General features: G+C 66.7%; 32 protein-coding genes. 10 read left to right on the top strand and 22 right to left on the bottom strand.

Going from position 1 to position 26,384, the window contains the following annotated elements; genetic code table 11:
* Positions 1-2 precede the first annotated feature (2 nt).
* Positions 3-983 carry a GlxA family transcriptional regulator gene (locus FOC84_RS24205; protein WP_173146723.1) on the bottom strand — a complete coding sequence of 327 codons (981 nt, stop codon included), beginning with the start codon at positions 981-983 and terminating at the stop codon, positions 3-5.
* A 170-nt stretch (positions 984-1,153) separates the two neighbouring features.
* On the opposite strand from FOC84_RS24205, the gene FOC84_RS24200 reads away from it, so the two are divergent.
* On the top strand, positions 1,154-1,510 hold the full coding sequence (locus FOC84_RS24200) for a DUF1428 domain-containing protein (protein WP_173146721.1): 357 nt from the start codon (positions 1,154-1,156) through the stop codon (positions 1,508-1,510).
* A gap of 50 nt (positions 1,511-1,560) precedes the next feature.
* Complete coding sequence (locus tag FOC84_RS24195) at positions 1,561-2,064, top strand: VOC family protein (RefSeq protein WP_088141552.1); 504 nt, start codon at positions 1,561-1,563, stop codon at positions 2,062-2,064.
* Here the strand turns inward: FOC84_RS24195 and FOC84_RS24190 are convergent.
* A complete protein-coding gene (locus FOC84_RS24190; protein WP_173146719.1) occupies positions 2,061-2,582 on the bottom strand; it encodes a DUF1993 domain-containing protein in 522 nt (173 codons plus the stop codon). The genes FOC84_RS24195 and FOC84_RS24190 overlap by 4 nt on opposite strands.
* A gap of 111 nt (positions 2,583-2,693) precedes the next feature.
* Positions 2,694-3,776, bottom strand: coding sequence for an extracellular catalytic domain type 1 short-chain-length polyhydroxyalkanoate depolymerase (locus tag FOC84_RS24185; protein ID WP_173146717.1), 1,083 nt, complete (start codon positions 3,774-3,776; stop codon positions 2,694-2,696).
* A 210-nt stretch (positions 3,777-3,986) separates the two neighbouring features.
* Here FOC84_RS24185 and trhA point away from each other — a divergent pair, with 210 nt between their 5' ends.
* Positions 3,987-4,631: a PAQR family membrane homeostasis protein TrhA gene (trhA, locus tag FOC84_RS24180; RefSeq protein WP_173146715.1), complete on the top strand. Its 645-nt coding sequence runs from the start codon at positions 3,987-3,989 to the stop codon at positions 4,629-4,631.
* 19 nt (positions 4,632-4,650) lie between these two features.
* On the opposite strand, the gene FOC84_RS24175 is transcribed toward trhA, so the two are convergent.
* Both FOC84_RS24175 and FOC84_RS24170 read right to left on the bottom strand, forming a co-directional pair.
* A complete protein-coding gene (locus FOC84_RS24175) occupies positions 4,651-5,838 on the bottom strand; it encodes an FAD-dependent oxidoreductase (protein WP_173146713.1) in 1,188 nt (395 codons plus the stop codon).
* 63 nt (positions 5,839-5,901) lie between these two features.
* Positions 5,902-6,669: an AraC family transcriptional regulator gene (locus FOC84_RS24170; RefSeq protein WP_173146711.1), complete on the bottom strand. Its 768-nt coding sequence runs from the start codon at positions 6,667-6,669 to the stop codon at positions 5,902-5,904.
* Positions 6,670-6,793: 124 nt separating this feature from the next.
* Between FOC84_RS24170 and FOC84_RS24165 the strand changes: the two genes are divergently transcribed.
* Together FOC84_RS24165 and FOC84_RS24160 are read left to right on the top strand one after the other, a co-directional pair.
* Positions 6,794-7,606: a sulfite exporter TauE/SafE family protein gene (locus FOC84_RS24165; RefSeq protein ID WP_173146709.1), complete on the top strand. Its 813-nt coding sequence runs from the start codon at positions 6,794-6,796 to the stop codon at positions 7,604-7,606.
* 210 nt (positions 7,607-7,816) lie between these two features.
* Positions 7,817-8,230, top strand: coding sequence for a DUF4168 domain-containing protein (locus FOC84_RS24160; protein ID WP_173146707.1), 414 nt, complete (start codon positions 7,817-7,819; stop codon positions 8,228-8,230).
* Between the two features lie 34 nt (positions 8,231-8,264).
* Here the strand turns inward: FOC84_RS24160 and FOC84_RS24155 are convergent, their stop codons facing one another.
* The gene (locus FOC84_RS24155; protein ID WP_173146705.1) at positions 8,265-8,705 is read right to left on the bottom strand and encodes a helix-turn-helix domain-containing protein; all 441 of its coding nucleotides are present in this window, start codon (positions 8,703-8,705) and stop codon (positions 8,265-8,267) included.
* A 79-nt stretch (positions 8,706-8,784) separates the two neighbouring features.
* Between FOC84_RS24155 and FOC84_RS24150 the strand changes: the two genes are divergently transcribed.
* The 3 genes from FOC84_RS24150 to FOC84_RS24140 all read left to right on the top strand — a co-directional run bounded on the left by FOC84_RS24150 (position 8,785) and on the right by FOC84_RS24140 (position 10,705).
* The gene (locus FOC84_RS24150; protein WP_173146703.1) at positions 8,785-9,279 is read left to right on the top strand and encodes a DUF2938 domain-containing protein; all 495 of its coding nucleotides are present in this window, start codon (positions 8,785-8,787) and stop codon (positions 9,277-9,279) included.
* 91 nt (positions 9,280-9,370) lie between these two features.
* Positions 9,371-9,916: a GNAT family N-acetyltransferase gene (locus FOC84_RS24145; RefSeq protein ID WP_173146701.1), complete on the top strand. Its 546-nt coding sequence runs from the start codon at positions 9,371-9,373 to the stop codon at positions 9,914-9,916.
* Positions 9,917-10,006: 90 nt separating this feature from the next.
* Complete coding sequence (locus tag FOC84_RS24140; protein WP_173146699.1) at positions 10,007-10,705, top strand: glutathione S-transferase family protein; 699 nt, start codon at positions 10,007-10,009, stop codon at positions 10,703-10,705.
* 37 nt (positions 10,706-10,742) lie between these two features.
* Here FOC84_RS24140 and FOC84_RS24135 read toward each other — a convergent pair whose 3' ends face one another.
* The 6 genes from FOC84_RS24135 to FOC84_RS24110 form a co-directional block, all read right to left on the bottom strand.
* Positions 10,743-11,504, bottom strand: coding sequence for an ABC transporter permease (locus FOC84_RS24135; RefSeq protein ID WP_173146697.1), 762 nt, complete (start codon positions 11,502-11,504; stop codon positions 10,743-10,745).
* Positions 11,501-12,424 carry an ABC transporter ATP-binding protein gene (locus FOC84_RS24130; protein ID WP_173146695.1) on the bottom strand — a complete coding sequence of 308 codons (924 nt, stop codon included), beginning with the start codon at positions 12,422-12,424 and terminating at the stop codon, positions 11,501-11,503. The genes FOC84_RS24135 and FOC84_RS24130 overlap by 4 nt, the downstream gene beginning before the upstream one ends.
* A 104-nt stretch (positions 12,425-12,528) precedes the next feature.
* The gene (locus FOC84_RS24125; RefSeq protein ID WP_173146693.1) at positions 12,529-13,458 is read right to left on the bottom strand and encodes a dihydrodipicolinate synthase family protein; all 930 of its coding nucleotides are present in this window, start codon (positions 13,456-13,458) and stop codon (positions 12,529-12,531) included.
* A 2-nt stretch (positions 13,459-13,460) separates the two neighbouring features.
* Positions 13,461-14,633: an L-rhamnonate dehydratase gene (locus tag FOC84_RS24120; protein ID WP_173146691.1), complete on the bottom strand. Its 1,173-nt coding sequence runs from the start codon at positions 14,631-14,633 to the stop codon at positions 13,461-13,463.
* 45 nt (positions 14,634-14,678) lie between these two features.
* Positions 14,679-15,713, bottom strand: coding sequence for a 4-hydroxythreonine-4-phosphate dehydrogenase PdxA (locus tag FOC84_RS24115; protein ID WP_173146689.1), 1,035 nt, complete (start codon positions 15,711-15,713; stop codon positions 14,679-14,681).
* A 7-nt stretch (positions 15,714-15,720) separates the two neighbouring features.
* Positions 15,721-16,695: a Bug family tripartite tricarboxylate transporter substrate binding protein gene (locus tag FOC84_RS24110; protein WP_173146687.1), complete on the bottom strand. Its 975-nt coding sequence runs from the start codon at positions 16,693-16,695 to the stop codon at positions 15,721-15,723.
* A gap of 128 nt (positions 16,696-16,823) precedes the next feature.
* On the opposite strand from FOC84_RS24110, the gene FOC84_RS24105 reads away from it, so the two are divergent.
* Both FOC84_RS24105 and FOC84_RS24100 read left to right on the top strand, forming a co-directional pair.
* On the top strand, positions 16,824-17,756 hold the full coding sequence (locus tag FOC84_RS24105; protein WP_173146685.1) for a LysR family transcriptional regulator: 933 nt from the start codon (positions 16,824-16,826) through the stop codon (positions 17,754-17,756).
* A 108-nt stretch (positions 17,757-17,864) separates the two neighbouring features.
* A complete protein-coding gene (locus FOC84_RS24100) occupies positions 17,865-18,206 on the top strand; it encodes a zinc ribbon domain-containing protein YjdM (RefSeq protein WP_173146683.1) in 342 nt (113 codons plus the stop codon).
* Between the two features lie 41 nt (positions 18,207-18,247).
* Here FOC84_RS24100 and FOC84_RS24095 read toward each other — a convergent pair whose 3' ends face one another.
* From FOC84_RS24095 to FOC84_RS24050, 10 genes are all read right to left on the bottom strand, one after another.
* The gene (locus tag FOC84_RS24095; RefSeq protein ID WP_173146681.1) at positions 18,248-18,484 is read right to left on the bottom strand and encodes a hypothetical protein; all 237 of its coding nucleotides are present in this window, start codon (positions 18,482-18,484) and stop codon (positions 18,248-18,250) included.
* Positions 18,485-18,500: 16 nt separating this feature from the next.
* Positions 18,501-18,710 (bottom strand): FixH family protein, encoded by a 210-nt coding sequence (locus FOC84_RS24090; protein WP_173146679.1) that lies wholly within the window; start codon positions 18,708-18,710, stop codon positions 18,501-18,503.
* A 20-nt stretch (positions 18,711-18,730) separates the two neighbouring features.
* Positions 18,731-20,221, bottom strand: coding sequence for a cytochrome c oxidase accessory protein CcoG (gene ccoG, locus FOC84_RS24085; protein WP_173146677.1), 1,491 nt, complete (start codon positions 20,219-20,221; stop codon positions 18,731-18,733).
* 75 nt (positions 20,222-20,296) lie between these two features.
* Entirely contained in the window at positions 20,297-21,277 is a 981-nt protein-coding gene (gene ccoP, locus FOC84_RS24080; RefSeq protein ID WP_173146675.1) for a cytochrome-c oxidase, cbb3-type subunit III, read from the bottom strand.
* Complete coding sequence (locus FOC84_RS24075) at positions 21,274-21,450, bottom strand: cbb3-type cytochrome oxidase subunit 3 (RefSeq protein ID WP_173146673.1); 177 nt, start codon at positions 21,448-21,450, stop codon at positions 21,274-21,276. Before FOC84_RS24075 ends, ccoP begins: the two co-directional genes overlap by 4 nt.
* Before the next feature lie 2 nt (positions 21,451-21,452).
* Positions 21,453-22,184, bottom strand: a complete 732-nt coding sequence (gene ccoO / locus FOC84_RS24070; RefSeq protein WP_173146671.1) for a cytochrome-c oxidase, cbb3-type subunit II — start codon at positions 22,182-22,184, stop codon at positions 21,453-21,455.
* A gap of 10 nt (positions 22,185-22,194) precedes the next feature.
* Positions 22,195-23,682, bottom strand: coding sequence for a cytochrome-c oxidase, cbb3-type subunit I (gene ccoN, locus FOC84_RS24065; protein ID WP_054452861.1), 1,488 nt, complete (start codon positions 23,680-23,682; stop codon positions 22,195-22,197).
* A gap of 149 nt (positions 23,683-23,831) precedes the next feature.
* The gene (gene ccoS, locus FOC84_RS24060) at positions 23,832-23,993 is read right to left on the bottom strand and encodes a cbb3-type cytochrome oxidase assembly protein CcoS (RefSeq protein ID WP_173146669.1); all 162 of its coding nucleotides are present in this window, start codon (positions 23,991-23,993) and stop codon (positions 23,832-23,834) included.
* Positions 23,990-24,964, bottom strand: a complete 975-nt coding sequence (locus tag FOC84_RS24055) for a hypothetical protein (protein ID WP_173146667.1) — start codon at positions 24,962-24,964, stop codon at positions 23,990-23,992. Before FOC84_RS24055 ends, ccoS begins: the two co-directional genes overlap by 4 nt.
* A gap of 129 nt (positions 24,965-25,093) precedes the next feature.
* Positions 25,094-26,362 (bottom strand): adenosylmethionine--8-amino-7-oxononanoate transaminase, encoded by a 1,269-nt coding sequence (locus FOC84_RS24050; RefSeq protein ID WP_173146665.1) that lies wholly within the window; start codon positions 26,360-26,362, stop codon positions 25,094-25,096.
* Positions 26,363-26,384: the final 22 nt, after the last annotated feature.

The raw sequence follows: 26,384 nt of genomic DNA, 5'->3' as shown, positions 1-26,384 counted from the left end.
TGCTACTGGAAGTGGTAGCGTTCCCGATAGCCCACTGGCGACATGCCGCAATACTTGCTGAAGATGTCGCGGAAGGCCTTGGTGTCGTTGTAGCCGACTTCGTACATGACTTCGGCCACGCTCTTGCGCGAGGTTTCCAGGCGCTTCTTGGCGGCTTCCACGCGCACCCGCTGCACGTACTCGACGATGCTGTTGCCGGTGGCCTGGCGAAAGCGCCGCTCCAGCGTGCGGCGTCCCATGGCATGGCGGCCGGCCAGTTCCTCGACGGTGATTTTTTCCGTGTAGCGGCCTTCGATGTAGTTCTGCACCGCGCGCACGACCTCGTCGGCATGGGCTTTCTGTCCCACGAACACCGCGAACGGCAACTGGCTCTGGCGGCTCCAGTCGAGCTGGAAATACTTGGCGCACCAGATGGCAGTGTCGCGGTCGGTGTATTTTTCGATCAGGTGCAGCACCAGGTGCGCGGCGGAGAACGCGCCGCCGCTCGTGTAGATGCCGTTGTCCGCCATGACCACGCGGTCGCTGACCCATTGCACGTTGGGAAACAGGCTGGCGTAGAGGTTCTGCGCCACCCAATGGACCACCGCCTGCTGACCGTCCAGGACCCCGCCCGCCGCCAGCAACGCCGCGCCCATGCACAGGCTGGCGACTTCGCCGCCCTCGCGATGATGGCGCGACAGCCATTCGATCAGTTCGCGGTTGGACAGCACCGCGTCGGACACCGAACCCAACAGCGGCGGCGCGATGCAGATGTCGATGTCGTGGGCATCGGCCAGCACCATGTCGGCCTGCACCGTGATGCGGCCCTGGTCCAGGCGGACTTCGCGGGTCAGGGCCAGGGTGCGCACCGTGAACCTGGGTTCGCGCCCGTGCGCGGCCAGGTACTCGTTGGCGACCAGAAAGCCGTGCCTGGCGGTTTCCAGCGAGGCGATGTTCGCCCCCAGGGGCAGTAGGAAGGCGACGTTTTTCATCCTGCAAAGCATACCCCCGCAGGCTGTCGCAATCCACCCTCAAGATTGTCGCAATCGCCTATCTGAAATCGCCGCCGATCCCGATACAGTGATACTTACCGGAATACGATCCGGGCCGCGCCAGAGGCGGCTTGCGGGCGCCCTGGCGTGGAACAGAACAACATGGATCAAAGGAGTTACTGATGGAAAAGTATGTAGACGGATTCCTGCTGCCCGTGCCCAAGGCCAACCTCGAAACCTACCGGAAGATGGCGCAGCAGGCGCAGGCGGTGTGGCTGGAGCACGGCGCCCTCGACTACCGCGAATGCGTGGCCGAAGAGATCGACAAGGAAGGTTTCGCCGCGTTCAGCGCCGCGGCCGGCGCGCGCGAGGACGAAACGGTGGTTTTCGCCTGGATCACCTACGCCAACAAGGCGGACCGCGACCGGATCAACGCCAAGGTCATGTCGGACCCGCGCCTGGCCGAGAACTGCTGCGAAGGCGTGTTCGACTTCAAGCGCATGTGCTGGGGCGGCTTCACCACGCTGGTCGGCAACTGAAACAGCGACGCAACCTCCCCGCCCCTTATTGAACAATCTGGAGACACCTCATGGCTAACCCTGCAAGCAAACCCATACCCGAAGGCATGCACACGCTCACCCCGCACATCGTGTGCGAAGGCGCGGCGCAGGCCATCGACTTCTACAAGAAGGCCTTCAATGCCGAGGAACTGGCGCGCCTGCCTGGCCCCAACGGCAAGATCATGCATGCCGCCATACGCATCGGCGATTCGGTCATGATGCTGATGGACGACTTCCCAGAATGGGGCAGCCTGGGCCCGAAGGCGCTCAAGGGCACGCCCGTCACCCTGCACCTGTACGTGGCCGACGTGGACGCCGCCATGAAACAGGCGGTGGCGGCCGGGGCCCAGGTGACCATGCCCGTGGCGGACATGTTCTGGGGCGACCGCTACGGCCAGGTGGTGGACCCTTGCGGGCACCGCTGGTCCATCGCCACGCACAAGTTCGACCTGACGCCGCAGGAAGTTCAGGAGAACATGGCGAAGATGGGTCCGATGGAAGGCTGCGGCGACCCTTCAAAGAAACAGGGTTAAGCGGCCGGCTGCGGATACGGCCCCAGGAAATCCAGCTTGCCGATCTTCACGCCCGCGTGACGCAGGATGGCGTACGCCGTCGTGACATGGAAGTAGAAGTTCGGCAGCGCGAACGTCAGCAGATAGTCGTCGCCGCGGAATTCCTGCTTGAAGTCGCCGAACGCCAGCGACACCTTGCGGCCTTCGGCGCCGTCCAGCCGATCCGCCGCCACGCCCTGCAGATACGCGAGGGTGGCGGCGATGCGCTGCTGCAATTGCTCGAAGGTGGTTTCCTCGTCCGGAAATTTAGGCGCTTCCACCCGCGACAGGCGCTGCACCGCAAACTTGGAGGCGTCGCTGGCGCGCTGGATCTGGCCGCTCAGCGGATACATGTCCGGCGCCAGGCGGGCATTGATGAGTTCAGCCGGATCCATGCCGGCGGCGGCGGCGTGGTCGGCGGCCTTTTGCAGCAGCGCGGCCAGCACGTTCAGGCCGCGGACGAAGGCAGGCACGCTGGCCTGGTACATGGAAAGTGACATGGCGGGGACTCCGGACAGGGACGAGACGACTGGCGCGGAACGCGCCGGCGCGCCGGGAATACGTTGATCTTACTGCCGGGGCTGTTGCGCGCCGCGCGGGCGGACCCTGGCCTATTCCGCCTGCCCGCCGGCCGCGCGGCGCTGCGTCTGGAAGAAACGCCAGATCAGCGCCGAGGCGTCCGGCCCGCTACGCGCGTGATAGCGCACCGAGGCGTCGCCGCCGCTCCAGGCATGTTCCAGCAGCGTGATTTCGCATAGCCGCAGCACCGTGCGGCTGCCTCGCAGCATGTCGACGCGGCGGTAGGATTTATCCGTGCCCAAGCCCAGCACGCGCTCGACCGGCACGCTTTCGGGCGGCAGATCATTCACGGCGCGGAACTGTTCGAACAATTGTTTGGCATTGCGCGGCGCCACCGTCGGATCCAGCTGTCCCTGCAGAATCATGGCGGGCATGCCGAGCCGGAAGACCGCCGGATCCGCGACCTTTTCCAGCAAGGGCAGCAGCGGCTTGAGTGCGCCGCGCCGCATCGTGCCGATGCCGCCGGTGGCGCTGTGGGCGTCGCCCGCCACCGGCCCGGAATGCATGGCCACGGCGGCAATCAGGCGCGGATGGCGCAAGGCCACCAGCGCGGCCATGCCGGCCCCGGCCGACAGGCCCGCGATGTAGACGCGTTCGGGATCCAGCGCATGCCTGGCGCATTCCGCGCGGATCAGCGCGGCGATCAGGTCGGCTTCCGCCCCGCCGTGCGCGTCGTCCGGCTGGAACCAGCGCCAGCAGCGCTGCATCTGACGGGTCATGGACTGCTGCGGGTACAACACCATGAAGCCGCCCGCGTCGGCCCATTGGTTCATGCGCGAACCGCGGGCGAACGACAGCGCCGTCTGCCTGCAGCCATGCAGCATCACCACCAGCGGCATGCCGGCGCGCGGCGCGGCAGCGGGCGTGTAGCGCGCGTAGGTAAGGCGGCGGCCCTGGCCGTCGGAAAACTGGCGCGAGGCTTCCCAGCGGCCCGTCCCCAGCGAAGGCGCGGCGGCACTGCGGGACGCGGAGGCTGCGGCGGGCTTGGCCGTCCGGCGCTTGGGCGCGCCACGCTTCTTGGCAGCCTTGGGCGCGGCCATGCGCATTGCGGCGCGCTGCAGCTTGCCGATCTTCTTCGCGGCCTTGAAAAACAAATTGGTAAAACTGCGCGCCATTGCTAGGCCTCGGCCAGTAAACCTGCGTTTGCTTGCGCGCTGAATGTATCACAGAGTAACTTGCAGGCAGCGCTTTCGGGGCGCCGGCACGCCGGTCGATTTGCAGTAGATCAAACGGACATCGCGTCGGCCGCGGCCAGCCCGCTTGGCGCCTTGAGCCGCCGCGCCAAAGCGCCTAAGGTGTACACCTGAACCAACCAAGACGCATTCATGTTCCCCAACGACAGACCCCAGACCCTGGGCGAGGAAATCGCCAACTCCATCAGCCACGGCGTCGGCGCCGCGGCCGCCGTGGCGTCCGCCCCCATCCTGATCCTGGCCGCCGTGCGCCAGGGCGACGCCGCCTTCATTGCGGGGGCCGCCGTCTTCGCCGCGACGATGTGCCTGCTGTACCTGGCGTCCACCATCTATCACGCGCTGCCCAAGAGCCGCGCCAAGCAGCTCTTCAACGTGCTGGACCATTCCGCCATCTATCTGCTGATCGCGGGCACCTACACGCCCTTCGCCCTGGGCGCCCTGCGCGGGCCCTGGGGCTGGACCCTGTTCGGCCTGGTCTGGGGCATGGCCCTGCTGGGCGTGGGGCTGAAAGCCAGCAAGCGGCTGAACCGCCCGGCCATCTCCACGGGCCTGTACCTGGCGATGGGCTGGCTGGTGATCATCGCGGTCAATCCGCTGATCGAGCGCGTGCCTACCGGCGGCCTGTGGTGGCTGGTGGCCGGCGGGTTGGCCTACACCGGCGGCGTGGTGTTCTTCGTGCTGGACAACCGCTGGCGCTACAGCCACTTCATCTGGCATCTGTTCGTGCTCGCCGGCACGGTGTGCCACTTCTTCGCCGTGCTCTGGTACGCGGCCTGAAGGCCGCCCGCGCGGCGGATCAGCCGCGGCCCGGGCCCTTGGGCTGCGGCATGGCCAGCAGGCCGCGCTTCATCAGCGGTTTCACGCCGGGCACGAGCAGCCCGCCGCCGAACAGCAGATCGCGCCACAGCCCCGGCCCCGAGGCCTGAAAACAAGGCGTCAGCGCGCGGCTGAGCGTCTGGTACAGGCGCGAAGGCAGCAGCCGGCTGCGGGCATAGCGCGCCGGTCCCGCGGCGGCGCCGTGCTGCCCCAGGGCCTGCGCCAGCGCCAGCGCATCCAGCACCGCCAGCGTCGTTCCCAGGCCCAGCTGCGGGCTCATCGCGTGGCCCGCGTCGCCCACGGCGCAATACGGACCCGAAGCCAGTCCGCGCGGCCAGGTGTGGCGGTAAGTGGCCACAGCCAGGTCCTCATGCCGCGAGATCTGATCGACCACCGGCGCGGCCTCCGGCCACAAGGACAGCATGCGGTCCTTCCAAGCGCCGATGGGCGCGGCGCGCCAGGCCGGCAAGGCGTCGTGCCGGATGCTCCAGAACAGCGACAGGCGCACGCCCTGCGGGCCGATCTCGGTGGGCAGCAGGCCCATCATCTCGCGGGTGCCGCGAAACCGCTGCAGCAGTTGCGTCGCGCCGCTCCAGCCGGGCGTCCAGAACTGGCCCCACAACGCGCCCCAGGCATAGACGCGCGAACTGGCAGCCAGCCCGACCTGCTCGCGCAGCGCGGAGGCGGCGCCATCGGCCACCACGAACACGTCGAAACTGGACTCGGCCCGGGCCTCGCCCGCGCCATGCGTCACGTGCGCCCTGCCCTCGCGGGTCGCCAGCGTCGTGACCGGACAGCCGAACGAGAACTCGACGCCCGCGCGCCGCGCGGCCTCGAACAGCACGCCGCCCAGCGCTGCCCGCGTCACCGCCCGCGCGCCGTCGCCGACGTAGTCGATGTCCACGACCCGCCAGCCGCGATGCGACAGGCCCAGCAAGCGGTCGATCGGCGCGCCCACGTTCAGCGCCGCGACGTCCACGCCCAGCGCCGCCAGCGCGCGCACGCCGGGCGGCTGCAGCAGCAGTCCCGCGCCCAGCGTGGTGAAGCCCTGGTGCTTTTCGAAGACGCGCACCTGATGGCCGGCTTGCGCCAGCGCCAGCGCGGCGGCCAATCCGGCGCTGCCCGCGCCAGCGATGCCGATGGATAGCGGCGTATGCGTATTGGTCATGGAATGGCGTAGCCCGGCGGCCAGAAGTAGCCGCCACGAGAGCCGGCATAGTACCAACCGCCCTCAGCCTTCACGCAGATACCCCGTGGGCGGGCGGCCCAGCACCCGCCGGAACATCGTGGAAAACGCCGCGGGACTCTGGTAGCCAAAATCCAGCGCGATGGCGGTCACCGAGTCGCCCGAGGCCAGCCGCGACAAGGCCAGCACCACGCAGGCGCGCTGGCGCCATTCCGAAAACGCCATGCCCGTCTGCTGACGGAAATGGCGGCTGAACGTGCGCGGACTCATGTGCAGGCGCCCGGCCCAAGCCTGCGGCGCGGCGCGCGCATCCGGCGCGGCGATGAAGGCCTTGCACAAGGGCGCCAGGCGCCTGTCGCGCGGCAGCGGGATGTGCAGGGGCAGCACCGGCGCGCGCTCGACCTCGTGCAGCAGCAAGGACGCCAGCGCGCCGTCGCGTCCTGCTTCATCGTAGGCCGCCGGCATGTCCACCGCGTCCAGCAGCAGCTGGCGTAGCAGCGGCGACACCTCGATCACCTCGCAGGCCTCGCGGTCCGCGCGCGCCGCTCCGGGTTCGATATAGGCGCTGCGCGTGCTGACGCCCAGCATGCGGACCTGATGCGCCACGCCCGCCGGGATCCACACCGCGCGCTGCGGCGGTACCACCCAGTTGCCGTCGCGCGTGACCACGTGCATGACGCCAGTGGCGCCGTAAAGCAGTTGGGCGCGGCGGTGCGCGTGGGCGGGCAGCAGCCGTCCGGGCGGATAGTCGTTGCCGATGGCGACGACGGCGCGGTCCAGGCGGTCATAGCGGTCGATGTGGGTATTGCGCATCGCGTTGGGAGCCGCCGTCGCGGCGGCATGTCGATTGGCCGAAACTCGAACATTATTGTCTCATCCTCGAAAGCGGGCCATGGCCGGCTGCCGTATCGTGACGCTTTCCCTGGAAGGACGCAGCATGCTTTATCTGGTTCTGGCCCTGTTCGGCTGCTTGAGCGGCGTGACCACCGTGCTGTTCGGTTTTGGCGGCGGCTTTGTCGTGGTGCCTGTGCTGTACGCGGTGTTGACCGCCGCGCACGGCGCGCAAGACGCCATCGGCCTGGCGGCCATGCACATCGCGGTGGCCACGTCCACCTGCGTCATGATCGTGAATTCGTTGGCGGCGACGCGCAAGCATCAGCGCGCCGGCAATATCCTGCGCGCCTACGTCTGGCCCCTGGCCGGCTTCATCGCGGCGGGAGCGGCGCTGGGCGCGCTGGCGGCTACCCGTGCCAGCGGCGACTTCGTGCGCTACGCCTTCATCGCCTACCTGGGCGTAACCATCCTGGATTGCCTGCTGCGCCAGGGCTTCATGGCGCAGGGCGACGAGCGGCCCCGGCCGCTGGAACGTGGCGCCCTGATAGGCGGCGGGGTGATCATCGGCGCGGTCGCGGCCTTCCTGGGCGTAGGCGGCAGCGTCATGACCGTGCCACTGCTGCGCCGCCGCGGCCTGCCCATGGCCAAGGCGGCGGCGATGGCCAATCCGCTGACGCTGCCGGTGGCGGTGGTGGGAACACTCGCCTACATGGCGGCGGCCGGCGGCCTGGCGGCCCCCTTGGCGCCCTGGATCGTGGGCTACGTCGACCTGCTGGCCTTCGCCGCGCTGGCATTGGGCTCGCTGGTCGGCATCCGCCTGGCCGCGCCGCTGATCCCGCGCATCCCGGACCGCCTGCACGCACGAGTCTACGTGCTGCTGCTGGCGCTGGTGATGCTGAGCATGTTGCTGCTCTAGGACCCGTCCCGCTTAAACCTAAGGAAACATCGCGGCCAGCAGCGACTACGAAACCGCGCAAAACGTTTCCGGCGCGCCCCGGGGGGCTCCCTCCCGAAGCGCGCGCGCATCCCGTGTCCTGCCGACACAGGAAAACACATCGCGAAACTTGCCCGCGCACCGGCCGTGTCGTCATCATGGCCCGACATTCAACCGGAACAAGGAGGTTTCATGCAGCGTTCCACTTATGCATTCCTGTCCGCCGCCGTGCTGGCGACGGCGCTGTCCGGTGCTCCCGCCCTCGCGCAACAGGCCAGCCAGGCGCAAGGCCAGACCCAGGCCCAACCGCGCATGGCGCCCGCGCCCGCGATCCAGCCGACCGACCAGCAATTGCAGCGTTTCGCTTCGGCATCGCAGAAGATTTCCGGCGTCGTCGACGAGTACCGCCCCAAGGTCGACGCCGCCAAGACGGATGCCGCCAAGCAGAAGGTCGTCGAGGAAGCCGACGCCAAGATGGTCAAGCTGGTGCAGGCCGACGGCCTGAGCGTCGACGAATTCAACGGCATCGGCCAGGCCATACAGCAGGACCCCCAGCTCAAGCAACGTTTGATGAGCATGGGCAAGGGCGCCCCCGCCGCGAAGTAAGGCTCCCCGAGAGCTAGTTGGCGCCATCCTCCCGTTAAGGGCGGATGGCGTTTTTTTGCTTCGCGACGGCCGTCGCCGTTCTGCCTTGCTTCACCCTGCCCGCAGCCGCCTTCAGCAAGCGCTGGAAAGTCGGGCATTGCGCATGGTTGGCGGCGGGACATACCGCGGCATGGCGCAAGCCCTGGCTCATCGCCCGCAGGCGCTTGATGGTCGCGTCTATGCCGTCGGCCTTGTCCAGCAGCAACTGCCTGTCCACCCGCAGCGCCCCCTCGGGCGAGAGCATGGCCTGGATCTCGTCCAGCGACAGGCCGCCTGCCTGCCCCAGCGCGATCAGTGCCAGTTGATCCAGCACGCCGGGCGCAAACCTCCGGCGCTCGCCAGCGGCGCTGACTGCCGTGATCAAGCCCCTGTTTTCATAGAACCGCAGCGTGGAGGCCGGCAGGCCCGTGCGCCGGGCGACTTCCGAAATATCCATGGCGCCCTCCTTGACTTGAAGTTGACTTTAACTTCTATGATGCCTGCAAACGATGCGCTCATCAATGAAAGGACAGGACATGGGATCGATGGAAGTGGCGGCAAAAGTGGTCTTGGTCGGAATCGGCGCGACCGTCGTGATGGACCTGTGGGGCATGATCCAAAAAGCGTTGGGCATGCCCACGCTGGGCTACGCGCTGGTTGGCCGATGGGCCGGCCACCTGTGCCGGGGCAAAATCGCACACGCCAACATCGGCCGGGCCGAGCCCATAACGGGCGAGTCGCCGCTGGGCTGGACGATCCACTACGCCGTCGGCTTGGCGTTCGCCGCGCTGCTGGTCGGCATCCAGGGCGCGGCATGGCTGCGCGATCCCACATGGCTGCCCGCCCTGGCCGTGGGCGTGGTGACCGTCGCCATGCCTTTTTTCGTCATGCAGCCCGCCATGGGCGCGGGAATCGCCGCGTCGCGCACGCCCACACCCTGGAAGAACCGCCTGCGCAGCTTGGCGACGCATGCGGTGTTCGGCTGCGGTCTCTATTTGTCCGCCGTCCTACTCAGGCTGGTGTGGAACTGACCGCGGATCGCGCCCAGGCTCCAGGCGGCGCATCTATGATGAGGTCTGTTCGGAATACCCCGAGCCATAAAAACCTGGAGGAGTTGTGACCTTGACGGCAACAGAAGCAAGCCGGCTGACGATCCGCCGCGCATGCGTGGAAGATGCCCCCGCGGTATTGCGGATCTTCGACGACGTGATCGCCTGGTTCGTGAGCATGGGCAACGAGGGGCAATGGGGCAGCGAGCCCTGGTCCACCCTGCCCAAGCGCATCGCGGGCGTGACCGAAGCCTGCGCGCTGCCCGGCGCCTGGGTCGCCGAGGAACCGGGAGGCGCCATCCACGGCGCTCTGGTGTTGGGCTCATCCATGCCTTATGTGCCTGCGGCGACCGAGCCGGAAATCTACGTGAGACTGCTGGTCGCCTCGCGCGACGAGCGCGCGCGCGGCCTCGGCCGGCGCTTGCTGGCCTTTGCCGATGACCAGGCGCGCGCCGCGAGCGTGGAGCGCCTGCGCGTGGACTGCTATGGCGGCGGCAACGGCGCCCTGGCGCGCTTTTACGAATCCTGCGGCTACGAACGGATTTCGACCTTCGACGTAAATGGTTGGCCGGGCCAATTGCTGGGCCGCACGCTGATCCGGCCCGACGCCGACAGGTAGCGCGCCAGGGAAGCCTGGGCCGTGCGGCTTGCGCAACCGGTTATCCTGTTTCCGGTTTCCCTCACCGACACGCAGAAGGAGCGCAGTATCTTGACCCCGGATCTCACTCTCTATGACCTGGCGGGCGCCGACGCCTCGCTGCGCTTCAGCCCGCATTGCTGGAAGACCCACATGGCCCTGGCCCACAAGGGCCTGACCGCCACGACCGTGCCCTGGCGCTTCACCGAAAAGGAAGCCATAGACTTTTCCGGCCAGAAGCTGGTGCCGGTGCTGGTGCACGACGACCATGTCGTCAGTGATTCCTGGCAGATCGCCTGCTACCTGGAAGACACTTTTCCCGAGCGGCCCTCCTTGTTCGGCGGCGCCAGCGGCCGCGCGCTGAGCCTGTTCGTGAATTCATGGTCGGACACCACCCTGGTGCCCACGCTGGCGCGGCTGCTGCTGCCCAGCATCCACGGCCTGATCCACGAAAAAGACCGGGACTATTTCCGCGCCACGAGGGAAAAGCGCTTCGGCAGGCTGGAAGACCTGCCCTCGGGCTATGACGATCAGGTTGCCGCATTGCGTTCCGCGCTGCTGCCCTTGCGGCAGATGCTGGGCAAGCAGCCCTACCTGGCTGGCGAGCAGCCGGCCTATGCCGACTATGCGGTGTTCGGCATGTTCATGTGGGCGCGCTGCACCAGCACGCTGGAACTGCTGGCCGGGGACGATCCCATCCACGCCTGGCGCGAGCGGCTGCTCGACGCGCACGGCGGCATGGCCCGCCGCGCGCCGATGGCGCAATCCTGAGACGCCCTCGTCCACGGCCTGCCTGCGCTGGCTGGCGCTAGGTCTTCAGCCGGTAGCCGGTCTTGAAGATCCAGCGCACGCCCACCAGGCAGGCCAGCAGGAACACCAGCGTCATGCCCACGCTGACTTCGACGCTGACGTCGGCCACGCCGTAGAAGGCCCAGCGGAATCCGCTGACCAGGTAGACCACCGGGTTGAACAAGGTGGCGGTCTGCCAGAACGGCGGCAGCATCTTGATGGAATAGAAGGTGCCGCCCAGGAACGTCAGCGGCGTGATGATCATCAGCGGGATGATCTGCAACTTCTCGAAGCCGTCGGCCCAGATGCCGATGATGAAGCCGAACAGGCTGAAGGTCACGGCCGTCAGCACCAGGAAGCCCAGCATCCAGAACGGATGCGCGACCTCGAACGATACGAACAGGCGCGCCGTGGCCAGCATGATCAGCCCCAGGATGATGGACTTGCTGGCGGCGGCGCCCACATAACCCATGACGATCTCCACGTAGGAGATGGGCGCCGAGTGGATCTCGTAGATGGTGCCCGAGAACCTCGGCATGTAGATGCCGAAGGACGCGTTGGCGATGCTTTGCGTCAGCAACGACAGCATGATCATGCCGGGCACGATGAAGGCGCCGTAGCTCACGCCGTCGATCTCGACCATGTGCGAGCCGATGGCGGAACCGAACACCACGAAGTACAGCGAGGTGGAGATCACGGGCGACAGCACGCTTTGCATCAGCGTGCGCCACGCGCGGGCCATTTCAAACAGGTAGATAGCGCGGATGGCGTAGAAGTTCATGATTGACCGTGCACCAGGCTGACAAAGATATCCTCGAGCGAGCTTTCCGACGAATTCAGGTCGGTGAATTCAATCTCCAGCCGCGAGAGCTCATGCAGCAGCCGGGAGATTTCCCCGCCGCCCTGGTTGTCGTAGGTGTAGACCAGCTTGTGGCCGTTGTCGGAGAGTTCCAGCTGGAAGGCGTCCAGCGCCGTGGGGATGCCGGGCAGCGGCGCCTTCAGGGTCAGCGCCAGCTGGCGCTTGCCCAGCTTGGCCATCAGCGCGTGCTTCTCTTCGACCAGGATGATCTCGCCCTTGCGGATCACGCCGACGCGGTCGGCCATTTCCTGGGCTTCCTCGATGTAATGGGTGGTGAGGATGATGGTGACGCCGCTTTCGCGCAGCCGCCGCACCATTTCCCACATGCCGCGCCGCAATTCGACGTCCACGCCGGCGGTAGGCTCGTCCAGGAACAGGATGGCGGGTTCGTGCGACAGCGCCTTGGCGATCATGACGCGGCGCTTCATGCCGCCCGACAGCGCCATGATGCGGCTGTCCTTCTTGTCCCACAGGGACAGGTCGCGCAGCACTTTCTCGACGTAAGCGTGATCAGCCGGCTTGCCGAACAGGCCGCGGCTGAAGTTGACGGTATTCCAGACGCTCTCGAAGGCGTCGGTGGAGATTTCCTGCGGCACCAGGCCGATCTTGGCGCGGGCCGCGCGGAACTCCGTGAGTATGTCGTGGCCGTCGGCCAGCACGCGGCCGGCGGTGGGATTGACGATGCCGCAGATGATGCTGATCAGCGTCGTCTTGCCCGCGCCGTTGGGACCCAGCAGCGCGAAAATCTCACCGCGCTGGATGTCCAGGTTCACGCTCTTGAGCGCCTGGAACCCCGATGCGTACCGTTTGGATAGATCCTGAACTGAAATGACCGGCTGCACACGCGCCCCCGACTGGATGGATAGCCAGGGATTTTAACCGTCAAGCGTGACAGGCTTGTTCAGCGTGACGGAACAGTGTGTTTGGCGGGCTGATCAATCCCTGCTCAACGCCCCCAGCGCAGGACCAGCGGATCCAGGCGCCTTGCGGTCTCAAGCAAGCCCTGGCGGACCTCCTCTCGCATGGCTGGCAGCGGGTGGCGCGGCGCCTCGCAAGCGATCACGCCGCCGGCCTTCATCAAGGCCTTGGCGCTGAGGATGCCGCCCTGCCGGTTTTCGTAGTTGATCAGGGGCAGCCAGCGCTCGTACAAGCGGTAAGCCTCGTCCCGCCTGCCGGCGCGGTGGGCCTCGATGATGGGACGCAGGCCGTCGGCGAAGCCGCCGCCGGTCATGGAGCCGGTCGCGCCCGCATCCAGATCGGGCAGCAGGGTGATGGCTTCCTCGCCGTCCCAGGGGCCCTCGACCGCCTCGCCGCCCAGCGCGATCAGGTCGCGCAGCTTGCTGGCCGCGCCCGCCGTCTCGATCTTGAAGTAGGCCACGTGCTCGATCTCGCGCGCCATCCGCGCCAGCGCCGCGGCCGGCAGCGGCGTGCCGGCCACCGGCGCGTCCTGGATCATGATGGGGATGTCCACCGCGTCGGACACGCGCTGGAAGAATCCCGTCACCTGTTCCTCGGACACGCGGATGGTCGCGCCATGGTACGGCGGCATGATCATCAGCATGGCGGCGCCCTGCTCCTGCGCGCGCCGGCTGCGCGCGGCGCAGACCTGGGTGCTGAAGTGCGTGGTGGTCACGATCACCGGCACGCGGCCGGCGACGTGCTCCAGGATGGTCCGCGTCAGGATTTCGCGCTCGTCGTCAGACAGCACGAACTGCTCTGAAAAGTTGGCCAGGATGCAGAGGCCGTCGACGCCCGAGTCGATCATGAAATCCACCGCGCGCTTCTGGCTCGGCAGGTCCAGCTCGCCGGATTCAGTGAAGGTGGTGGGCACGACCGGGAATATGCCGCGATAGCGCGGGTTCTGATAGGTAGCCATGTTTATTCGATGATGTTGAAGTCTTTGAGGTATTCCGTCTTCAGCGTCAGGCCCAGGCCAGGCTTGTCGTCGTCCAGATCGATGAAACCTTCCTTGGCCACCGGCTCGCCGTCGAAGATGTAATAGAACAGCTCGTTGCCGACCTCCACGTCGAACATGGGGAAGTATTCGCTCATGGGCGAGGCCAGCGTGCTCATGGTCAGGTGGTAGTTGTGCATCTGGCCGGCATGCGGCACGACCGGCACGCTGTAGGCCTCGCACAGCGCGTTGATCTTGTGCGCCGCCGTGATGCCGCCCACGCGGTTGGTGTCGTACTGCACCACTGACACCGCTTTGCGGTCCAGCAGCTGCTTGAAGCCGTACAGCGAGAATTCATGCTCGCCGCCGGAGATTGGGATCGAGGTCAGCTGGTTCAGTTCCGCATAGCCGTCAATGTCGTCGGCGATGACGGGCTCTTCCAGCCAGCGCGGTTCGAACTTCTCCAGCTTGGGCAGGATGCGCTTGGCGTATTCCAGGTTCCAGCCCATGTAGCACTCCAGCATCAGGTCGGTGTCGTAGCCGATCACCTCGCGCACGGCCGCCACCGATTTCAGGTTTTCCGACACGCCCTTCTGCAGGTGCGCGGGGCCATGGCCGAAGCGCATCTTGAAGGCCGTGAAGCCCTGGTCCAGATAGGTCTGGGCCTCTTCCTGCATGGCCTTCAGGTCGGTGCGGTAGAGCTTGGAGTAGTAGACCGGGATCTTTTCCTTGGTGCGGCCGCCCAGCAGCTTGAAGACGGGCTTGTTCACCGACTTGCCCAGGATGTCCCAGATGGCCAGGTCGATGGCCGAAATCGCGGCCATGGTCACGCCCTTGCGGCCCCAGGCGTGGGTGGAGCGGTACATGCGCTGCCACAGGTATTCGTAGTCCCAGGGATCCTGCCCGATCACCAGCGGGGCCAGGTACTGGTCGATGATGGCCTTGGCCACGCGCGGCGCCAGCGCCACGTTGCCCAGGCCGACGATGCCGTCGTCCGTCTCCACCTCGACCACGGTCCAGCCGTGGAAGCGGAAGGTGCTCATGGTTTCCTGCTTGGAATACAGCAGGTCCATGGCGTTGGAGCAGAAGTTGCCCTGCGGCGGCACGGTCTTGCCGGTCCACTCGTAGACGCGGGCGCGGACGGATTTGATCTTCATGAGGATTTCCTGCTTGGAATAAGGGTATGGAATGAAAGCGGCGGATCAGCCCGCCTGCGTCCGCGCAGCGCGGTGCGACAAGCCCATGCGGCAGGCGATGAGGAAGGCCTGCCAGGTGGCGTCCAGATTGGCGCGGCCCTGGCCGGCGATGTCGTAGGCGGTGCCGTGGGCCGGCGTGGTGATGGGAATGGGCAGGCCGCCCTGCACCGTCACGCCGCGCGAGAAGCCCAGCAGCTTGATCGCGATCTGGCCCTGGTCGTGGTACATGGTGACGATGGCCTGGAACTCGCCGGCCTGCGCTTTCAGGAAGATGGTGTCGGCGGGGAACGGGCCCTGCACCGGCAGCCCCTCTTCGTTCAGCTGCCGCACGGCCGGCGCGATGATGTCCACCTCTTCGCGGCCGCAGGTGCCGCCGTCGCCGCCATGCGGATTGAAGGCCGCCACCGCCACGCGCGGCTCGGCAATGCCGTTGGCCTGCAACGAACGGTAGATCAGCCGCGTCGCGGCCTTGATGCCGTCGATGCTGAGCGCCGCCGCCGCGTCCTTCAACGGGATGTGCGAGGACACGCGCGAAGTCCACAGGTCGCCCAGCGTATTGAACTCGCAGAAGTAGCCGGTCACGCCCAGGTACTGCGCGAAGTGATGCAGCTCGTCGTCATGCCCCAGGCCGCCCAGCTTCATGGCGTACTTGTTCAGCGGCGCGAAACAGATGGCGTCGACGTGGCCATCGCGCGCCGCGTCCATGCAGGCATTGAGCACCCGCAGCACCGACGCGCCGCCCGCCGCCTCGGCCTGGCCGACATGCACCTGGCCGGGTTCGATGGTGTGCATCCCCAGCCAGGCGGGTGCGCCGCTGTCCGGCCGGCCGCGCACCGCCTCGATGCTGTCCACGGCTTGCGTGGCGACCTGCACGCCCGCGACCCGCTGGCCTTCGCGCCACAACCACTCGTCGCCCACCAGCACGATATTCGCCAGCTGTGTGGCTTCGGGCCTGGCCAGAAGGCGGGCGATCAGTTCGGCGCCGATGCCGGCGGGGTCGCCCAGGGTCAGGGCGATGACGGGTTTCTGCTGCGTGCTCATGTCAGGGTCATTCCACGGAAATGTTGTTCTTCTTGATGATGCCGGCGTAGCGCTGGTTCTCGGCCTTGTGGAACTGCGCGAACTGCTCCTGGCTCATCGGGTTGATGTCGGCGCCGATCGCCTGCAGGCGGGCCTGCGTGTCGGGCAGCGCCAGGATGCCGTTGACGGCGTCATGGATGCGTTTCTGGTTGGCGGCGGGCGTGGCGCTGGGCATGTAGATGCCGTACCAGGCGCTCATTTCCACGCCGGGCACGCCGGCCTCGGCCATGGTCGGCACGTCGGGCAATTGCGCGTTGCGCTTGGCGCTCAGCACGGCCAGCGCGCGCACCTTGCCGCTCTTGATGTGCGGAATCACGGAAGACGCGGTCTCGAACGCGATCTGCACCTGGCCGCCAATCAGGTCCACCAGCGCCGGGCCGCTGCCGCGGTACGGGATGTGGGTCATCTGCACGCCGGTGGCGTCCTTGAACAGTTCCGCGGCGATGTGCTGGGTGCTGCCCGAGCCGCTGCTGGCGAAGTTGTAGGTGCCCGGCTTGCTCTTGAGCAGCGCGACCAGTTCCTGCACCGACCTGGCCGGCACGTCGTTGTTGACCACCAGGATGTTGGGCACCGCGCCCACGAACACCACCGGCGTCAGGTCGCGGTCGTTGTCATAGCCCAGCTTCAGCAGGTGCGGCGCGATGGCATGGGCGGTCGACACGCCCATCACCATGGTGTGGCCGTCCGTGGACTTGGCCGCCAGGTCGGCCGCCAGCGTGTTGGACGCGCCCGGCTTGTTCTCGACCACCACGGTCTGCTTGAGCAAGGGCCCGAGCTTGTCGGCCACGGCCCGCGCCATGGCGTCGGTGCCGCCGCCCGGGGCGGAACCCACCAGCAGCCGCAGGGGCTTGTTGGGCCAGTCGGCGGTCTGCGCCTGGACGGGCGCCAGGGCCGACAGGCACAGGGCGCCGGCCGCCATCGCGGCCAATAGCCGAGTCTTCATGGTTGTCTCCTTGGTTGATGTTTTTTTGCCCTTCGGATGAGCAATCTTTTGTGGGTCCATCTTAGAAAGAAGCTCTGTTTCCGTAAAATGAAACTTTTGCACCAACCGTTCACCTGAGGCGATCAATCATGGAACGCGCCATCCACGTCCCTTCCCTGCTGGCCCGGCTGCGCATGCGGCAGATCGTCCTGCTGCTGGCGATCGAGGAACGCGGCACGCTGCGCGCCGCCGCCAGCCAGCTCAACATGACCCAGTCCGCGGCCAGCAAGATGCTGCACGAACTGGAACTGGCCATCGGCCAGCCGCTGTTCGGACGGATCGGGCGCGGCCTGACGTTGACCGCGGCCGGTGAATGCGTGATGGGATATTTCCGGGGCATGCGCGGGACGGTGTCGTCCCTGGCCCGCGAACTGGAGGAACTGCGCCTGGGCAGTGCGGGCAAGCTGTTCATCGGCAGCATCATGGCGGCCTCGCCCGGCCACCTGACCGACGCCTTGCTGCGCCTGAAGCAAACCTATCCGCTGCTGGCGGTGGAGATCTCCACCGGCACCAGCGACCTGCTGATCGGCCGCATGAACGAGGGCAAGCTGGACGTGGTGATCGGCCGCATGCTGACCCTGTCGGACAGCCAGTACGTCTTTCGCCCGATCGGCGACGAGGCGCTCTCGGTGATCGCGGCGGTGGACCATCCGCTGGCCAGCCGCAAGCGCGTGAGCTTCGACGCCATGCTGGCCTACCCCTGGGTGCTGCAACCCCACGGCAGCCCGATGCGCGACGTGATCGAGCAAGAGTTCCGCTCGCACAACGCCAGCACGCCCAAGGGCTTGATCGAATCGGCGTCCATCCTGACCACGACCAACCTGGCGATGAAGTCGACGATGCTGGGCGTGATTCCGGAATCGGTGGCCAGCCGCTACGCGGCGCATGGGCTGTTGGCGATCCTGCCCTACGAGATCCGGCAGAGCCTCACGGCCTTCGGCAGCATCGTGCCGAGGGACCGGCCGCTGAGCGCGGCGGCGCGGCATTTCGTGGGTTTGCTGCATGGCGACGCGGCGGGTTGAGACCGCGCAAAAGCAGGGGAAAACGGCGCGCAGTACAGCGGAAAGCGGCTTGTGGCGCAGTACAATCGCGTGTTGCGCATCGCGCGTTTTTTACACCGAGGTCCGCCAGTGAGCGCACTGCCCGCCTGTCCGAAATGCCAGTCCGAATACACCTATGAAGACGGCGCTCTCTACGTCTGTCCGGAATGCGCGCATGAATGGTCGTCGCAGGCGGCCGAATCTTCCGACGAGTCGGCCCGCGTCTACCGCGATTCGGCGGGCAACGTACTGCAGGACGGCGACACCGTCACCGTCATCAAGGACCTGAAGCTCAAGGGGTCGGGCGGCGTGGTCAAGATGGGCACCAAGGTCAAGGGCATCCGCCTGGTCGACAGCGACCACGACATCGATTGCAAGATCGACGGCTTCGGGGCGATGAGCTTGAAATCGGAATTCGTGAAGAAGGTCTAGGGCCTGTTCACACGGCCCCCCGGGGCGCTGCCGCGCCCCGGCTACAGATCCTCGTCTTCCTCCGGCTTGGGCATCAGATACGCCGTCAGCGTGCTGGACAGTCCCGCCATCACCCACAGCACAAAGAACGACACGGTATAGAACCCCGTCCGCCCCGTCGGGACGTGGCCGAAGATCGCCACGTCCAGGGGATCGATCAAGGCGAAGATCAGCGCGCTCCCCGCCGCGGCCGCCATGAAGGACGGCCACAGGATCCACATCAATGATCGCAAGCCCATCTGTTGTACTCCCCGGTTACGGATTGGCGCTGGGCGCAACCTGCTCGATGACCAGGCCGCGCTTGACCACGCCTTCCTGGATCGGCTGACTGCTGAAGTTGGTGAAAGCGAAGTAGATCGTGATGAAGCAGCCTATCATGGCCGCGAACGGGCCGGCCATCAGGATCCAGGGCCAGGGTTCGCGGTACCAGGGCTTGGCGGCTTTGGCGGATTGGGAGGGGTTCATGGGCGTGTCCTCTTCAGTGCTCAATCGGGTACGTAAAAACTGGCGGGCTCGTCGGTCTCGACCTGACGCTGCTCGCCGTCCTGGCCGCGCGCGCGCAGCGTGATGGCATGGGCGCCGGGCTCGGCGCCAGCCGGCGCGCGGATGACCATGGGCACCAGCTTGTTGGCCGCCGCTTCGACGTCGACCGTGTCGGAGCCCTGCTGCCCGGTCATTACCTGCAGGCCGGGCATGCCGTCCGCCGAGAGCTGCAGGCGCATCGGCTGGTCGGACGTGTTGATGATCTGCAGGCGGTACACGTTTTCGATCATGCCGCCCGCCACTTCGCGTCCCAGCGCGCCGCGGTCGCGGATCACGTCCACCCGCAAGGGGTTGCGGATGGCGAGCGAAACCACGAAGGCGATGGCCAGCGCCAGGATCAGCGTGCCGTAGACCAGCACGCGCGGGCGCAGCAGATGGGAGCGCGCGCTCTTGGTGGACAGCCCGTCCTGCATGGCGCGGTCCGAGGTATAGCGGATCAGGCCGGGCTCGTACTGCATCTTGTCCATGACCTGTTCGCAGGCGTCGATACAGGCGCCGCAGCCGATGCACATGTACTGCAGGCCGTCGCGGATGTCGATGCCGGTCGGACAGACCTGCACGCACAGGCTGCAATCGACGCAATCGCCCAGCCCGGCGGCCTTGTGGTCCACCTTGCGCGAGCGGCCGCCGCGCGGATCGCCGCGGCGCTTGTCGTAGGTGACCACGAAGGTGTCGGGGTCCACCATCACGCTCTGGAAGCGCGCATAAGGGCACATGTACTTGCACACCGATTCGCGCATGAAGCCGGCGTTGCCCCAGGTGGCGAAGCCGTAGAACAGCATCCAGAACCACTGCCAGGGGCCGAGTTGCAGCGCGAACAGCTCATGGCCCAGTTCGCGGATGGGCGCGAAATAGCCGATGAAGGTGGAACCCGTCCACCAGGCCAGCGCGATCCACAGGAAATGCTTGGTGAGCTTCAGGCGCGCCTTGCGCCAGGTCCAGGGCGATTCGTCCAGGCGGATGCGCGCGACGCGGTCGCCTTCAACCTTGCGCTCGATCCACATGAAGATTTCGGTGTAGACGGTCTGCGGACAGGCATAGCCGCAGAACAGCCGCCCCGCCACCGCGGTGAACAGGAACAGCGCCAGCGCCGAAATCACCAGCAGCACCGCCAGGTAGACCACGTCCTGCGGCCACAGCACCAGGCCGAAGAGATAGAACTTGCGCGCGCCCAGGTCGAACAGCACGGCCTGGCGGCCGTTCCATTGCAGCCACGGCAGGCCGTAGAAAACCAGCTGGGTCAGAAAGACGAACGCGATGCGCCAGCGGGCGAAGATGCCGCTGACGGACCGCGGGTAGATCTTGCTGCGCACGCCCGCCAGCGTCTGCTCCAGGGTTTCCGTCCCGGGGCGCGGAGGCCTCACGTGCGGCCGCCAGGGCGGCGGGTCACCGTCAGGCGAATTGCCGACCCTTGCGGCTGACCCATCTTCCATTTGCTGCTCCCTGCTGTATGTCCAGTGATATGGGGGCCACGCCAGGCGCGGCCCCCATCCAAGCTCTGCAATGCTTTACTTCGTCGCCGTTGCCGGCGCGGCGCTTGCCGGCGCGGTGCTCACCGGCGCGGCGCTCGCCGTCGTTTCCGGCTTGTTCGACAGGCCCCAGACCCATGCCGTCAGGATCTTGATCTGCTCGGGCGTCAGGATGTCGCCATGCGCCGGCATGCGGTTGTCGCGGCCGTCAAGAATGGTCTTGACGATGGTGGCCTCCGAGCTGCCGTAGAGCCAGACGTCGTCCGTCAGGTTGGGCGCGCCCAGCGCCTGGTTGCCCTTGCCGTCGACACCGTGACAGGCCACGCAGTAGTTGGCGAACTCGCGCTTGCCGCGGAACACGCGCACCGGATCGGCCGTCAGGCCCGACAGCGAACGCACGTATTGCGCGATGTCGCCCGCGGTCTTGGCGTCGATCGCGGCCTTCCAGGGCGGCATCACGCCAACGCGCCCTTGCGTGATGGTCTGGGTGATGGCTTCGGGCGAACCGCCGTGCAGCCAGTCGCCATCAGCCAGGTTGGGGAAGCTGGGGCCGCCCTTGGCGTCCGAGCCATGGCATTGCGCGCAGGTGTTCAGGAACAGGCGCTGGCCGATTTCGCGGGCGCCCGGATCCTGGGCGATCTGCGGAATGTCCATGGTTTCGAAGCGCGCGTAGATCGGCCGCACGGCCTCGGCCATCTTGGCCTGCTGCTTGGCGACTTCCTCGGTGCTGCTGTAGCCCAGCTGGCCCTTGAATTCGCCCAGGCCCGGCATGAAGAACAGGTAGCCCAGCGCGAAAGCGCAAGCCAGCAGGTACATCCAGGTCCACCAGCCCGGCACCGGGTTGTTCAGTTCGGTCAGGTCGCCGTCCCAGACGTGGCCCGTGTCCTCGACCTTGCCATTGGCCGGCTTGGTGCTGAGCCAGCGGCGCTGCGTGTACAGCAGCCACACGCACCAGACCACGCCGCCCACGGCGACGATAGAGATGAAATATCCCCAGAAGCCATTAACGAAATCGCTCATGACCGATTCGCTCCATCTTGTTGTCCCTGCCCGAACTCATCGGGCAGTGCGAACGGCAGCATGGCCGATTCGCGGTTGGCGCTCTGGCGGCCGCGCGAGCAGGCCCACCAGACAATGCCGAAAAAAGTTGCCATCGAGACGGCGGTGACGATCGCGCTCAGGTAGCCCAGCATGATCAGCCTCCCGCCGCCGCGGGCGCGGCGGATTGTGCGGCCGGTTGAGTGGCGGATTGGACGGCCTTCTTGGCCTCTTCCGCCTTTTTGGCCTGCTCGGCCTGCTTGGCCTTGCGCACACCCACGCCCAGCCCTTGCAGGTAGGCGACCAGCGCGTCTTCCTCGGTCTTGCCTTCGATGGCTTTGGGCGCCCCGGCGATTTCCTCGTCCGAGTAGGGCACGCCCAGCTTGCGCAGGGCGCGCATGCGGTCGCTCACGTTCTCGCCGGTGATGACCGTCTTTTCCAGCCAGGGATAGGCGGGCATGTTGGACTCCGGCACCACCTTGCGCGGGTCGCGCAGGTGGATGCGGTGCCAGTCGTCGGAGTAGCGCTCGCCCACGCGCGCCAGGTCGGGACCGGTGCGCTTGGAGCCCCACAGGAACGGATGGTCGAACACCGATTCCGCGGCGATCGAGTACGAGCCGTAGCGCTGCACTTCCGCGGCCAGCACCCGCACCTGCTGCGAGTGGCAGCCGACGCAGCCTTCGCGGATGTAGACGTCGCGGCCCATCAGGCGCAGCGCGCTGTAGGGTTCGACGCCTGCGACGGGCTGGGTCGTGCTGTGCTGGAAGAACAGCGGCACGATCTGGACCAGGCCCGCGAAGGACACCACCAGGATGCTGGCGATGATCATCCAGCCGATGTTCTTCTCGAGCGTCTGGTGGGAAAAGAAACCAGATTTCTTGTTGGCCATGATGTCCTCGTCAAACAGTGGCCGGCACGGCGGTCGCGGGGACCGGCTGGCGTGCGGCATGGGGATCGTCTTGCGGAATGGCGGGGTTGACCGGCTGCGCGCCGCGCACCGTCATCCACACGTTCCAGGCCATGACGAACACACCCGACAGGAACAAGGTGCCACCCAGCAAACGGATCAGGTAGTACGGCACGCGCGTCTTCAGTTCTTCCACGAAGCTGTAGACCAGGGTGCCGTCGCTGGCGGTGTCGCGCCACATCAGGCCCTGCTGCACGCCGGCGATCCACATGGCGGCGATGTACAGCACCACGCCGATGGTGGCGATCCAGAAGTGCAGTTCGATGGCCTTGACGCTGTACATCTTCTCGCGGCCGTACAGGCGCGGGATCAGGTAGTAGAGCGAGCCGAAGGAGATCATGGCGACCCAGCCCAACGCGCCCGAGTGCACGTGGCCGATGGTCCAGTCCGTGTAGTGCGACAGCGCGTTGACCGTGCGGATCGACATCATCGAACCTTCGAAGGTCGACATGCCGTAGAACGACAGCGCCGTCACCATGAATTTCAGGATCGGATCGGTGCGCAGCTTGTACCAGGCGCCCTGCAGGGTCATGATGCCGTTGATCATGCCGCCCCAGGACGGCGCCAGCAGGATCAGCGAGAACGTCATGCCCAGCGACTGGGTCCAGTCGGGCAGCGAGGTGTACAGCAGGTGGTGCGGGCCCGCCCACATGTACGTGAAGGCCAGCGCCCAGAAGTGGACGATGGACAGGCGGTAGGAATAGATGGGGCGGCCGGCCTGCTTGGGCACGAAGTAATACATCATGCCCAGGAAGCTGGTGGTCAGGAAAAAGCCCACGGCGTTATGGCCGTACCACCATTGCACCATGGCGTCCTGCACGCCGGAGTAGGCGGAATAGGACTTCCACATCGACACCGGCATTTCGATGTTGTTGAAGATGTGCAGGATGGCGATGGTCAGGATGTACGAGCCGAAGAACCAGTTGGCCACGTAGATGTGCTTGGACCGGCGCTTGATGATGGTGCCGAAGAACACGATGGCATAAGCCACCCAGACCAGGGTGATCAGGATGTCGATGGGCCATTCGAGTTCGGCGTATTCCTTGCTGCTGGTGAAGCCCATGGGCAAGGTGATGGCGGCGGCGACGATGACGATCTGCCAGCCCCAGAACGTGAACGCGGCCAGCGGGCCGCAGAACAGGCGCGCCTGACAGGTGCGCTGGACCACGTAGTACGACGTCGTGAACAACGCGCTGCCGCCGAAGGCGAAGATCACCGCGTTGGTGTGCAGCGGACGCAGGCGGCCGTAGCTCAGCCATGCGGTATCAAAGTTCAGCTGCGGCCAGATAAGCTGCGCAGCCAGAAAAACGCCCACAGCCATGCCGACGATGCCCCACACTACCGTCATGAGCGCAAATTGCCTCACGATCTTGTAGTTGAAGGTGTCGGCCTTGCTTGCGATTGCGGCGCAATCGTTCATCGCCCTTCCCCTAAAGTTACAGATAGCTCCAGGCTGCAATGATGGGACTAGTCACTCAAGGCAGCGTTGATCTGGATCAAGCATCTGGTTACACGCTGGGGAACGCAGCGCCGGCGCAACGGGTCCACGCGCGAAATCAAGCGCGCCGTTCAGCCGCGGCTGGCGGGTCCGCTGTCGTCGTCGAGCAGGATGGCGCGGCCGGCGTCGTCGGTGTCGTCGTACTGGCCGTTGAAGACGGCCCACCACAGCGACACGCCGATGACCAGCACGAACAGCAAGGACAGGGGCAGGAGCAGGTAGAGAATGGTCATTGCGCCGCTTCCAGCGCGGCGGCGGGAGCCAGGCCGCCGGACCAATCGCGGCGGCACAGGCGCCACGAGTTGTAGGCGACCGCCAGCGAGGACACCAGCATGGTGATCGCGGCCAGCCACGGCGTGACCCAGCCGACCAGCGCCAGGGGCGTCATCAGCAGATGCCAGATGAGCGAGCCGTACAGGTTCTGGCGCGCGCGACGCCGCGCCTCGCCCAGCAGCTCGTCCAAGGCCGCGTCTGGCATGTGGGGATGGGCCGCCAGCGCCGAATGGGCGGAGGCCATGGCGGTGGGCACCGCCATCGACATGGCACAGGGGCAGCTCATCACCAGCAGCGCCACCATCACCGGGATGCTGTGCGCCGGATCGATATAGGCCCAGGCGGCCGCGGCGGCCAGCGCCAGCGCGACTTGGGCCATGACGAAGCGCGAGGCCAGCCGGTCGGCGCGCGCGCCCAGCTCCAGGCGCTGCGCCTCCACGCGCTCATGGCGCAATCCGCCCGCCGCGCCGCCAAAGGACTGGCGGGCGCATAGCTCCAGATAGCGCGCGGTCAGCAGGAAGGCCACGAACATCGTGACCGAATCGAAATACACCTCGCCCCGCCCCGTGTAGGTGGCGTGGACGCTGGGGATGAAGGCGGCGACGATGCCCAGGGCCACCGGCACGTCCATGCCGGCGCGCCCGTGGCGCAGATTGTCGCCCGCGTGGCGCCAGATCGGCCAGGCCGAATACACCACCACCGGCACGGTCAGCGCAAAGCTGGCCCAATTCATCAATACGATGGCCCAGTCCAGCGTTTCCAACGCATCGGCGGGCATGCTTTCATGCCGCAGGTAGCCGGGCCAGGCGAACATCATCACCTGCATCATCGCCAGCCACGCCAGCGACAGGCGCACCAGCGCATGGCGGCGCTGCTGGCGGTCGGCGGCGGACAGGCCGGCCGGGACGGCGAAGATCGATTTTGCTCGCATGCGCCGATGTTACTCAGCGCGTTACAAAGCCGCCTTGATCTGGATCAAGGCGGCTCCGGCGGGTTTGCCCCGGCAACGTGGGCGGGCTCAGCCGCACCCGCTGAGGGGGCCGGCCCACGGACGCGAGACTCAGGGCCGCTGACGGCGCAGCACGTCCACCACCGCCCGCATCAGGCTGGCCAGTTCGTCCTCGGCGATGGTCAGCGCCGGGGTCAGGTAGACCACGTTGCCGAACGGCCGCACCCAGACGCCGGCCTCGACCAAGCGCCGCTTCAGTCCCTCGCGGTCGGCGATGCCATCCAGCTCAACCACGCCGATCGCGCCCAGCACGCGCACGTCGCGCACCCAGGGCAGCTCGCGGCACGGCTCCAGGCCCACGGCCAGGGCCGCGGAGATCGCTTGCGCCTGCGCCAGCCGCGGTTCGGTCTCGAAGAGATCCAGCGAGGCGTTGGCCGCGGCGCAGGCCAGCGCGTTGCCCATGAAGGTGGGGCCGTGCATCAGCGCGTGCGAGGGATCGTCGGACCAGAAGGCCTCGAACACCTTGCTGCTGGCCACCGTGGCGGCCAGCGGCAAGGTGCCGCCGGTCAGCGCCTTGGACAGGGTCACGATGTCGGGGCGGATGCCGGCCTGCTCGAACGCGAACATCGTGCCCGTGCGCCCGAAGCCGGTGAAGATCTCGTCGAATATCAGCAGCAGGCCGTGCCGGTCGGCCAGGCGGCGCAGGCGCCGCAGCACTTCCGGGTCGTGCAGCAGCATGCCTCCCGCGCCCTGCACCAGCGGCTCGACCAGGATGCCAGCCAGCCGCGAGCCATGGGCTTCCAGGTGCGCCTCCAGCGCGGCCAGCTCCGCCTCGCTGCGCGGCAGATCGACGATGTCGTGCTCGGCCAGCATGCCCCGGTACAGACTGTGCATGCCCTCGTCCGGATCGCAGACCGCCATGGTGCCAAAGGTGTCGCCGTGATAGCCGCCGCGGAACGCCAGGAAACGGCTGCGGCCCCGCTCGCCCTGGTTCAACCAGAACTGCAGCGCCATCTTCATGGCGACTTCCACCGCCACCGAGCCGGAATCCGTATAGAAGACGCGGTCCAGTCCCGGCCCCAGCATGGCGGCCAGGCGGCGCGCCAGGTTCAGCGCCGGCTCATGGGTCAGCCCGCCGAACATGACGTGCGGCATGGCGTCCAGCTGCGCGCGGACCGCCTGGGCGATGTGCGGATGGTTGTAACCGTGGCAGGCCGTCCACCAGGACGCCACCCCGTCGATCAGGCTGCGGCCGTCGGCCAGTTCGAGCCGACTGCCGTGGCTGCGCACCACGGGCAGCGGCGGCGTCGCCGTCTTCATTTGGGCATAGGGTAGCCAGATATGGGGCTGGCCCTGGGCCACCCAGTCGGGCGTGTGCATGATTCACCTCTCGATACGGGCG

Origin of the sequence: Achromobacter pestifer (assembly GCF_013267355.1) — a bacterium.
Taxonomy (GTDB): domain Bacteria; phylum Pseudomonadota; class Gammaproteobacteria; order Burkholderiales; family Burkholderiaceae_B; genus Achromobacter; species Achromobacter pestifer_A.
This window is presented reverse-complemented; position numbering and strand designations above follow the sequence as displayed.